General features: G+C 37.1%; 6 protein-coding genes. 2 read left to right on the top strand and 4 right to left on the bottom strand.

The window, feature by feature from the left end:
• Positions 1-2 precede the first annotated feature (2 nt).
• The 4 genes from CDOM16188_RS04695 to fumC form a co-directional block, all read right to left on the bottom strand.
• The gene (locus CDOM16188_RS04695) at positions 3-1,160 is read right to left on the bottom strand and encodes a hydrogenase small subunit (protein ID WP_172199619.1); all 1,158 of its coding nucleotides are present in this window, start codon (positions 1,158-1,160) and stop codon (positions 3-5) included.
• 390 nt (positions 1,161-1,550) lie between these two features.
• The gene (locus tag CDOM16188_RS04690; RefSeq protein ID WP_172199616.1) at positions 1,551-2,540 is read right to left on the bottom strand and encodes a cation diffusion facilitator family transporter; all 990 of its coding nucleotides are present in this window, start codon (positions 2,538-2,540) and stop codon (positions 1,551-1,553) included.
• Positions 2,541-2,710: 170 nt separating this feature from the next.
• On the bottom strand, positions 2,711-3,040 hold the full coding sequence (locus CDOM16188_RS04685; protein ID WP_172199613.1) for a hypothetical protein: 330 nt from the start codon (positions 3,038-3,040) through the stop codon (positions 2,711-2,713).
• Positions 3,041-3,141: 101 nt separating this feature from the next.
• Positions 3,142-4,539: a class II fumarate hydratase gene (gene fumC, locus CDOM16188_RS04680; protein WP_172199610.1), complete on the bottom strand. Its 1,398-nt coding sequence runs from the start codon at positions 4,537-4,539 to the stop codon at positions 3,142-3,144.
• An 89-nt stretch (positions 4,540-4,628) separates the two neighbouring features.
• Between fumC and pbpC the strand changes: the two genes are divergently transcribed.
• Positions 4,629-6,797, top strand: a complete 2,169-nt coding sequence (gene pbpC, locus CDOM16188_RS04675; protein WP_172199608.1) for a penicillin-binding protein 1C — start codon at positions 4,629-4,631, stop codon at positions 6,795-6,797.
• Positions 6,797-11,989 carry an alpha-2-macroglobulin gene (locus CDOM16188_RS04670; RefSeq protein ID WP_172199605.1) on the top strand — a complete coding sequence of 1,731 codons (5,193 nt, stop codon included), beginning with the start codon at positions 6,797-6,799 and terminating at the stop codon, positions 11,987-11,989. The genes pbpC and CDOM16188_RS04670 overlap by 1 nt, the downstream gene beginning before the upstream one ends.
• Positions 11,990-12,057: the final 68 nt, after the last annotated feature.

Here is a 12,057-nt window from a genome sequence, read left to right as displayed (position 1 = left end):
TGTTACGCCTTTTTCTCATCTTTATCTTTTGCAAAAGTAGCGATAGCTGCGTGCGCTGCCATACCAATACCTGCAAGAGCCAAAACTCCTATACCGATCTTATCGCTTACGTTATCGGCGCCAAGTCCCAAAACGGTATTGTAAAGTCTATCGCCCATAGGCTCTTCAAACGGTCCCATCGTATCCCAGAAATCAGGCTCACTACAACCTATGCAGCCGTGACCTGCTTGAACCGGCCAACTTGTGTGCTGATTAAATCTCTCGCGTGAGCAGTTGTTAAACGTATATGGACCCTTACAGCCGACCTTATATAAGCAGTATCCGTCTTTTGCGCCTTCATCGCCAAATCTTTGAACAAACTCGCCAGCATCAAAGCGTCCGCGTCTTTCACAAAGATCGTGAATTCTAAGCCCATAAGCCCATTTTGGACGATTAAACACATCAAGCGAAGGAATAGTCCCAAATAAAATATAATGAAGCACGTTTCCAACGATATTTTTCTCACTTGGAGGACAGCCAGGGACGTTTATAACGGGTTTGCTTGTAGCCTTACTTAAAGCTTGAGAATTTGAAGGATTTGGCTTAGCAGCTTGAACTCCGCCAAAGCTAGAACAGGTTCCGATAGCAAAGATCGCCGCAGCATTTTCACTAGCGTGTTTTGCATGATAATATCCCGTATAGCCAAGAGGTCCTACGGTAAGATATCCTTCGGTAGCGCCCATAGGGATACCACCTTCTACTAAAAGAATATACTTTCCTTTATACTTTTCTATAGCATGCTCTAAATTCTCCTCAGCCTGCCAGCCTGAAGCAGCCATGATAGTCTCGTGATATTCAAGTGAGATATAGTCAAATATCAAACTATCAATCGTAGGAGTATCCGTTCTTAGTAAGCTTTCAGAACAGCCCGTACATTCAGCCATATGAAGCCAAATTACAGGCAAGCGATCGCTTAACTCCGCAGCCTTTGCGACGATAGGCGTCATAGATGCAGGAAGCGCCATAAAAGCAGTCATCGCACCCGCCCACTTCATAAAATCACGACGAGTAAAGCCTTTTGCCCTTAAAGCCTCGCTGATAGAGCTATCATTCTTTACTCTTGGCATCTTAGCCAAAAGATTAAGACGTTCGTTTATCCTAGCTAGGACATCCTCTCTCATACTCTCTCCTTTTAAGTTAGATATTTAGTAAATCTGCCATATTTGCATATATTAAATTATGGTTTGTAAAAGCTTAAATTTTGATTAACAGTTATAAATTTGGTGATTACAGAGCGTAAGTATTACCTAAAATATAAAAATAATATTACATATGCAATCCCATAATATTACTACTATTTTTCTTATTTAACATTTATTAAAAAAATTAAATAAAAAATTTAATAAATAATTTATATTATATTCAGAATGGGCTTTATTTTCAGTTTTTATAAGATATTTAAAAACATATTTTGCAAGCCGATTTTATCAATAACGTATTAACGCAGTAATAAAATAGTAATTTTTCTAAAATAAAAAAGATAATTTAAATTTTACAAATTAAGATAATTTTTATCCGAAAATTTTAGAGCCATTAGTATTTTTGAGTTTTTTCCAGACGGTATCGCTATATTCGGGCTGAAACGTCGAGTGTCCTATGTTAAATTCGTGTAAGAGTTCGCAAGAAAGCTCATTTGATATCCGACCGAATTTAAGAGCGTCGTCGCTACTTATAACGATATGAGAGGTTAAAACATACATATTGTGCGTGATTTCAACTATATGGATATCATGAGCTTGAAGCACTTTTTTATGGCTTTCAATCAAATTTTTAACCTCGTCAATCTTAACAGGCGAGGTTTCAAGCAATATATTTAAGCTAGCTTTTATAAGAGAATAAGACCACTTTGCTATCATAAAAGCTATAACCAAAGCAAGCAGGCTATCTATCCAGTAAGCGCCCGTAAAATAAACGATAATACCTCCTATAACTACGCCTACGGAGCTTAGCAGATCGCTCATCATATGCAAAAAGGATGATTTTATGTTTATATTTTCCATATCGGCTTTTAGTAAAATATAGCCCGTTATAGCATTTACCAAAAGCCCAAGAACGGCTATGACTATGAGCGTTTTAGCATCTATGGGCTCGGGTCTAATTAGCTTATAAATCGCCTCATATAAGATAAACACGACAAAAATCGCAGTCGTAATAGAATTCACAAAAGCGGCTAAAATTTCAGCCCTATGGAAGCCAAACGTCCTTTCTTTGGCTCCTTCTTGCTCACTAAGCCAGATGGCAAAATAGCTCAAAGATAGCGCAAACACATGAGAAAACATATGCAAGGTATCGCTTAGAAGCGCTAAAGAATTTGTAAGTATGGAGTATATGAACTGCACCGCCATGGCAACAGCGGTAATTATAATGCCTAGCTTCAATGCTTTTTTATTTGTCGTTTTATGAGAGTGATTATGGGAGTGACCGTGAGAGTGATCACCATGACCAAATGAGTGTCTTTCTATGGGTTCATGGTGCATATAGTCTTTATAAGTGCAATTCATTATCAAATTCTCCTAAATTTTAGGTTATTTTACAAGCCGATATTGTAATTTTAGCTTTTGTTTGAAGTCATCATGGATTTAGCAGGCAAATACAATGAATAAGAGCGATAATTAATAAAATTTAGATTAAAATTTAAACTAATCTTAAGAATCCTGTATCCTTTTTAAATTTAACCTAAATTTTGCTGCATAATCTTTAAAATTTGAGAGTTTATCTGTAAAATTTTACCGTTTATAGTAGCGCTTTGGACGCTTAAGCTCTTTAGCATCTCTTTTGCATAGGGATTTTCGTTTTTACTCAGCTCTTTAATCTTGGCATTTATCTCCTCAAGCTGCTTTTGAAGCTCTTTTAAGATCTCTTTTAGCTTTTTTATCATTTCGTCGCTACTCTCGTTTGACGAGGTTGAAATTTCATTTGAAAGCTGTTTTGCTTTATCCAAATTCTGATATCCCTTAGAAGCATAGAAGTTAAATCCGCTTAAATTTAAATTTATATTCATATCAAGTCCTTAATCTAGCAAATAAATCGGAAATTTAAGGCGAAATTTTAGAGGTTTTTAAATTTTACCTCGCCAAAACATTAAGCGAGGTAAAATTAAGTCTATTTTTTAGGATAGGTCATCTCTTCTGGACGAACGTATTTGTCAAATTCTTCAGCTGTTAAAATTCCTAAATTTACAGCCTCTTCTTTTAGCGTGGTGCCGTTTTGATGAGCGGTTTTAGCTATTTTAGCCGCATTTTCATATCCTATATAGGGATTTAGCGCAGTTACTAGCATAAGCGAGCCGTGCAAGTAGCCGTCTATCACTTTTAAATTCGGTTCAATCCCCACAGCGCAGTGATCGTTAAAGCTTATCATCGCATCGCTTAAAAGTCTGATTGATTGAAGCAAGTTATAAGTAAGCACCGGTTTAAACACGTTTAGCTCGAAATTTCCTTGAGAGGCGCTAAGGGTAACCGCAAAGTGATTTGCCATGACCTGAACCGATACCATCGTCATCGCTTCGCACTGCGTCGGATTTACTTTGCCCGGCATTATGGAGCTTCCGGGCTCGTTTTCAGGGATAAAAATTTCGCCTATACCGCATCTTGGACCGCTTGCAAGCCATCTTATGTCGTTTGCAATTTTCATCAAATTTGCAGCTAGTCCGTCAAGCGCACCGCTTAAAAACACCTCGCCGTCATGGCTTGTAAGACCGTGAAATTTATTCGGATGAGAGATAAATTTAAACTCGCTTTTAGTTAGATTATTTAACTCTTCGCTTACTAAATTTGAAAACTCAGGGTGCGAATTTAATCCCGTCCCTACGGCGGTTCCGCCGATAGCAAGCTCGCAAAGATATTTCATCGAGTCATTTACTTGAAGTTGCGCTTTTCTTAGCATCTCGACATATCCGCTAAGCTCTTGTCCAAGGGTTAGCGGAGTAGCGTCTTGAAGGTGCGTGCGCCCTATTTTGACTATATCTTTAAATTTCTCGCTCTTGCTCTCTAAAGTCTTTTTAAGCTTACTAATAGCGGGCAAAAGCTGCTTTTGAAGCTCTATCACAAAGGCTATTCTCATCGCAGTCGGATACGTGTCGTTTGAGCTTTGACCCTTGTTTACGTCATCATTTGGATGAACGAGTTTTTTTACTCTAAAGTCCTCTCCCAAAATTTCAGTGGCTCTGTTTGCGATAACTTCATTTAGGTTCATGTTTGACTGCGTGCCAGAACCTGTCTGCCAGACTACAAGAGGGAAATTTCCGCACAGTTTGCCGTCTATAATCTCATCGCAGGCTTGTGATATGGCTTTGGTTTTTGCCTCATCAAGCCTGTTTAGCTTGTGATTGACTATGGCGCAAGCTTTTTTAAGATACGCAAAGCCTTTGATGACCTCTTTTGGCATCTTCTCTTCGCCTATTTTAAAATTCTCAAAACTTCTTTCGGTTTGAGCGCCCCAATACTTATCGTTTGGCACCTGAATTTCGCCCATAGTGTCTTTTTCTATGCGATAATCCATGTCTTTCCTTTTAAAAAAATTAATTTTAGTAATTATATATGATATTTTATAAATTTAATCCAAATCATAAAATCTGATATAATTTTACAATGAATAAAAAATTAATCAAGCCTCTCATCTATATAGCAGTTTTTTGCGCTGTTTGCTTTGCGCTGTTTTTGGTACTGGACTACGCCTATCCGCTTAATAAAAACGCTTTAAAAAGAGAAAATTCGGTAATTATATTTGATAAACACGGCAAGATAATCACAATGCGTCCGAGCAAGGATGAAATTTGGCGTTTTGACGCCAAAAACATACCAAAAGTGCTAAAAGATAGCGTTTTGCTCTTTGAGGATAGATACTTCTACTACCATTTTGGCTTTAATCCTTTTTCAATGGCTAGAGCCGCGCTTCATAATTTAACTCACAAAAACCGCATAGGAGCTTCAACCATAACAATGCAAGTAGCCCGCATGATGAGCCCGAAAGAGCGGACATACACCAATAAAATCAAAGAAATTTTTACCGCCTTTCAGCTTGAATGGCACTACACAAAAGATGAAATTTTAAAATTTTATTTCAATCTCGCTCCTTATGGCGGCAATATAGAAGGTGTTGGGGCGGCTGCGAGGTTTTATTTTAATAAAAATTTAGAAGATCTAAGTATTGCTCAAATGACTCTTCTTAGCACGATTCCTAAAAACCCAAACGCAAATCGTCTGGATAAAAAATCAAATATAAACTCTCTTAAAAACCGTGTCGTAAAGCTACTTTACGAAGCTAAAGTGATAGATAAGAGCGGATTTAACAGAGCTAAACAAGAGCCTTTTAAAAACCAAAGATTTAGCGCTCCTTTTGAGGCTAAGCAATACTCTCAAATCGCTCTAAAAAGCGGTATATCAAACTCAAATTTAGATCTTGGTTTCCAAAAAATTTTAAATACGAATCTAAAATTTACGGCAAATTCCCTTATCCAAAAAAAGGCTCATAATGCCGCAGGAATCATAATAGACAATGAAAATATGAGCGTTATAGCCTATGTAGGCTCACATGACGAAAGAGCGCTTGAGGGGCAAAACGACGGCGTTTTAATGAGTAGGAACGTAGGCTCAACTCTAAAGCCTTTTATATTTTCACTTGGGCTTGACGAGGGGATTATAACGCCTAAAATGCAGATGATAGATACGGAAATTTTCCTTGGAGAATACGTTCCTAAAAACTATGACAACGAATTTCTAGGACTGGTTTCGGCTACCGAAGCGCTTGCTCTTAGCCTAAATATCCCCTCTGTAAATTTAAACAATAAACTTGGTGAAAATTCTCTTTACGAGCTACTTAAAAGGTTAAATTTAGTCCAAAAAAGCAAGGAATTTTACGGCGAGAGTATAGCCTTAGGAAGCGCTGAGATGAGTCTTTTAAACTTAGCTCATCTTTACACTATCTACGCAAACGAAGGCAGGCTAAAACCGCTTGAAGTAGCGGGCAAAATCATAGATAAAGACATGCAGCTAATAAGCCCGCAAAGTGCGTTTTTAACCGCTAAAATGCTCTCAAGCGCCTCAAGAGCTTACCTTGGGATGATATGGCAATACGCCAAAGATACTCCGCAAATAGCTTTTAAGACGGGTACAAGCTACGGATCACGCGACATATACGCCATAGGAGTTAATAAAAACTATACCGTGGCTGTCTGGTTTGGAAATTTTAACGGCAAAAAAACGGACAATCTAAGCGGAATTCACGATGCTTCAAGGGCGGTTTTTGATATATTTAAGCTGCTTGCGCAAAGAGAAAATTTAAGCTTTATAAATAGACCAGAAAATATAGCTTATGAGCCTACATGCCTTGACGCTTTTGCGTTTAAAGAGTGCAGAAACAAACAAGAAGACGAGCTCATCAAGGGAGTTTTACCAAAAGATAAGTGCAAGATAATTCGTAGCGAAGAGATAGCGTTTTTGCTTAAAAATAACCAAATTTCAAAAGATGATTTGCTAAACAGCCCTTGTTATGATGAGTTTAAAAAATTTAGACCGCTGATAGCTGCACCGTTTAACAATCAAATTTTATTAAGTGACGATAATGCAACTAAAGTTGTGCTAAAATGTTACGCATATATCGGTGATGAAATTTATTATAAATTAAATCAAAACGAGTGGCAAAAAAGCCAAAACGGCATGGATAATATGCTGTTTTTAGATTTTGGCAAGCACAAGATCGGATGTCTGGATGAAAATTCAAATTTAAGTGAAGTAAATATCGAAATAAGGAGGTTTTAATGCTTTTAAGGTCTTTGCTGGCTATGCTTTTGCTAGCTTTTAATCTCAATGCTTTTATCCTAACGGGTGAGCTTAAAAATGCCGACGGCGAAAGCATAATGCTTGGCATATCAAAAGATAAGCCGTTTAAAAAATCGCAAATCGGCACCATAACGCATAAAAAGCTTTTAGAGTGTACTCCGGAGCTTGATGCCGTATATGAATATGCGCAAGACTACCTGATCGTATATCCAAAAAACGGCTTTAGAAAAGGGGTTGATTATACATGCAAAAATAGCGAGTCTTCGATTAATTTTTACGGCGGAAATTTTATACTTGATTCTTTATTTATATTTTCAAGTAAGGATTTTTCGGTAAATTTTAACGACAAGCTAACCGAAGAGGAATTCGTAAAAAACTTAAAAATTTACAATAAAGACAACCTATCCAAACACGACGTAAAATACAAAATAACAAAAAATGGCGACAAGGGTTTTGTCATAAAGATACTTGAAGAGCCTAAAAATTTAGAATTTTTTATATCTAAAAATTTAAAAAATATAGCGGGCGGAAATTTAGACGATAGCTACATAATTTCCGCTAATCAAGACTCCTCTGAACCAAATTTCGTCGATAATCCAAAGGCAAGAACCCTCATTCTTGATATGCTTGAAGCCAAGAGTCTTGAGGGCGGCAAACTAGCTGCTAGGCTTTATTTAAAAGACTGGATATCAACTTACGATAACAACATCAAGAAATTTATAAAGATACAAGGAGTTGAGAGCTTTCAAGTAAGCGAAACATACTATACCTCAGACAGCATGGCAAACGAGGGGTATTATTATTTCATAGATATTACAAGTGACGAATTTAAGCCTCAAACCAAGTATCAAATCAGCTTTAACGAAGGCTTTGGAGATGACTATGCGCTTGTAAGAGAGCGGGTTGATTTTGATATAAAATTTGACGATTTAAATCCGTTTTTGAAATTTAGCGACAATATGCTCTATATCTCAAACATCGGCGAAATCGGCATAGAAAGCGTAAATACTCCTACTGCTAAAGTAGTAGTAGAAAAGCTAAAAGAGCAAAACTATAGATATTTTTTAAATTTCAATAGCTCAAATTTAAACTCTTATGTCGAAGAAGTCGCAAGTAAGAACTACGAGCTGGGCGGAGTTAAAAACGAAATTTTAAAGCATAAAATAAAGCTTGATTTTCCAAATAGCGGTGATGGCGTATATCTCATAACGATTTATTACGACAAAGATAAAAGAGCGCAAAAAGCGGTATATCTAAGCGATATCGGACTTAACGTAAAAGTCTCAAACGATGAAGTGTTTTTGTTTGCTTCAAGACTTAGCCAAAATGCCGTAGTGGCAAATGCCGACGTTAAAATTTACTCGGTCAAAAACGACGTAATCGCATCAGGTATAACAAACGACGAGGGTGTGTTTAAATTTAACAAAAAAGGCATAGGTAAAGATATAGCTTCCGCAACCGTTAGTCTCGGAAAAGAACAAGGGTTTATAATACTTGCTCAAAACGAAAAGCTAAACTCAAACGGATATTTTCAAACTGGCGATAGAGCCGAAAAATACGATGCTTACGTGCATTTTGCAAGCAATATCATAAGACCCGAAGAAAATATAAAAGGCGAGATAATCATCAAAAACGAGCTGTTTAAAGCTCTTGCAAAGATGCCGGTTAAGATCAAGATCAAAGATCCGCAAAATAAAATCATCTTAAATAAAAATTTTCAGACTAACGAACTTGGCGTAATAAATTTCGATGAATTTATCAACTCGGCTCTAACAGGCTCGTTTAGATTTGAAATAATCTTTGCAAATAAAATCATAGGCGAATATAATTTTTCGGCTGAGTCCTTCACTCCTCAACGCATAAAAAACAGCATAGCGCTTAAAAAGAAAATTTACGGCATAGACGAGATAATCCAAGCCGACTTGCAAAGTAATTATCTCTTTGGCTCGCCTGCTTCAAATTTGCAAGGAAACGTAAGCCTCCAGCTCTATCAAACAGAGTATAAAAACGATAAATTTAAAGACTTTAAATTTAGTAACGACGAGCTAAAAAACAACGGCTTAAACCAGATAGAAAAACCTGTAACTCTTGATAGCAACGGCAAGGCAAGCAAGATTTTTAAAATATCCGATTTAAGACCTGAATATACAGCAAGTATCGTCGGAGGCGCGATTGTATTTAGCATAAATGATGACGGTAAAAACGTAAGTTCAAGCGAAAATTTAACCATATATCCTTTTAAATCGATGGTGGGCATAAAAGCCGATAAAGACTACGTAGATACCAATGAAAACGTGAATTTTAGCTTCATTAGCATTGATCCTTTTACATCAGAAGAGATAAAAGATACTCCAAAGGCTATCGAGATAAAAAGAAAAATTTGGAGTTATAACTTCGATAGTCAAGGCGTATTAAGATGGAACAGCTCTTACGAGCTAGTAGAAAATTTATCTCAAGATACAAATAATTTTACATATAATTTTACGCAAAGTGGCGATTATGAAGTTATAATAAGCGACGTTTCAAGCGGACATAGCGCGAGCGTTCGTATCGACGTAAGCGGTTGGGATTATAGCTCCTTACAACCTACAAAAGAGCTTGCCAAAGCTCAAATCAAGCTAAATCAAAAGAGCTACAAAAAGGGCGACGTGATGAGCGTTGATGTAAGTTCTGTGCTTAAAAACGCTCTTGGTATCATCACTCTTGAAGGCGACGGAGTTAAAAAATACAAAGTAGTAAATATCCAAAACAACTCCGCAAACGCTAAATTTGAGCTTGATTTTGACTTTGAAGGGTTATATGTAAGCGCTACGATTGTGCGTGTAGCTGATAATGACCTGCTTCCATTTAGAACTTACGATAAGGTTTATGCAAAAGCCGACAAATCACACAGAATGCTAAACGTAAGTGTAAATGCACCAAAAACGGTTAGATCAAACTCCAAATTTAAAGCAAGCGTAAAGACCGATCCAAATGCAGAGGTTACTCTATTTGCGGTTGATGAGGGAGTGCTTCAGGTTACAAATCAAAAGCTAAAAAGCCCTCTTGAATTCTTTGACAAGATGCTTGCTGATTTCGTTCTTGACTTTGACATCTACTCAAATTTGACAGGGTTTAAAAAAGAAGGCAAAGTTCTTAGCTTCGGCGGAGATGGCGCTATGGCTCTTATGGAGATAAGAATGGCGAAATTTGCAAGCCCGGTCGATAAGAAAAATATCAAAACCTATATCAAAATGCAAACGGCAAAAGCCGACGCAAACGGAGATGTTAGCTTTGACGTAGAGGTTCCAAGCGAATTTAACTCCCAGATAAATTTAGCAGTCATAGCAACAACTGAAAATAAATTAGGCAGTAGCGTAAAAGCCGTTGATGTAAAAGACGATATCATCCTTAAACCTACGCAAAGCGCTTACTTTATAAAAGGCGATAACATAAACTACATCTTAAGAGTTATAAATACCACAAACGAAGCCAAGGAGCTAAATTTAACACTTGAGACAAATTTAAAAGCCAAACTCGAAAAAGACAAGATAAGTCTAAAACCAAATGAAAATTTGAAGATAGCAGTTGCACTTGACGTAAACGAAACAGGCAAGTCGTATCTGAAATTTAGCGCAAATGACGGCAAGGAAACTTATAGCCACAAGCTAAATTTTGACGCTATACACCCTTATCCGCTTAGCACTTTTGCAAAATCCTTCCAAGCAAGCGAGCAAAAGACGATAACTCTTGATAGTGATTTTAAGAGCATAAGAATAGATGCGTCAAATTCTATAAAAAGCATGCTTGGGGCAAATAGCGATAAGCTTATCAACTATCCTTACGGATGCTCAGAGCAACGCTCTTCAAGGCTTTTAGAGCTAAACTACATGGTTTTAACAAACAAAGACAAAAGCAAAGCTCAGGCAAAAGCCGATGAAGCGGATGTTAAGAGATTTTTAAATGCGGGACTTAACGACCTCATTAAAATGCAAAAGAGCGACGGAAGCTTTGGATACTGGAGCGAGCTAAGCTATACAAACAACTTCGCTTCGATTTATGCCATAGATACTATCTTAACGCTTGAAAAATCAGGCTTTGAAATAGATAAAGCGGTAAAATCAAGAGCGATAAAATGGCTTGAAAATTTTGGCTCAAACGACAATTTCCAAGCTCTATACGCAGCTTATATTTTAAGCGGACAAAAGAAGCTTGATCGCTCGGTTTTAAATGCGCTTTACGATCAAAAAAGATATACAAACAGCGCGCTTGACGGATATTTGATGGCAGCTATCTTAAAAAATGAAGGACTAAGCAAAGAAAGCTCAAAGGTGCTAAAAGAGATAAGTAAAACTTTTTACGATAAAGAGAGCGACCTGCCTGATAACTTCGGCTCAAGGATAAGAAATACCGCATTTATGCTTTTAATCCATGCAAACCACTTTGAGAAAAATGCATTTAGTGACGAGATGGCGGATTATCTAATCAAGCAAGTAGACAAACTCTACTCGACTCAAGAGCGAGCATTTACACTAAGAGCGCTTAGAGAATACATCAAAGACACAAGCAGCGAGAATAAATTTAAGCTTATCAGCGACGGTCATGAGCTTAAATTTGACGGATTTGGCGCTATAAATATCACGCCTATCAAGCCTGAGATCACGATCGTGCCTGAAAAAGGTTCAAGCGTATATCTTGGAGTGACAAGCTATGCTTACAAACCGCTTGAGATAAATCACAAATTTGATAAAAAAGGTCTTGATATAATGAGAAAATTTGTCGGAAAAGATGGTAAAGAGATAGATATCAACAACCTTAAATTAAACGACGTGATATACTCTAAGCTTATGATCAAAACCGATGACTACATAAGAAACGGAGTTATAAACGAGCAAATCAGCCCTTGCTTTGAGATCATAAACGAAAACATAGCTCCAAATTTAAGAACCAAAGCAACCACAAATACTCTAAATGTGGAGCATAACGTGATAGCTGATGATAGAGTGCTTACGTTCTATTCTCTTAGCTCAGGATACGTGAACGAAAAGGATAAGACGCCATTTACCATTTACACTCCGCTTAGGGTTGTGATGAGCGGCAAGTGCATGCTTCCTGCAGTCATAACTGAAAATATGTACGATGAGAGCATGAGCGATTACGATTTAGCTCAAAAAGAGTTCATCGTAAAATAACTTCACAAAAAGCGGCTTTGTTAATTAAAGCCGCTTTTATTATCCTTAAATTTCAGCCTACTTTTATA

The organism is Campylobacter sp. RM16188, assembly GCF_012978795.1.
In the GTDB taxonomy this organism is placed as follows: Bacteria; Campylobacterota; Campylobacteria; order Campylobacterales; family Campylobacteraceae; genus Campylobacter_A; species Campylobacter_A canis.
Note: the sequence above shows the minus strand (reverse complement) of the source record. Positions and strands in the feature narration are given on the sequence as shown.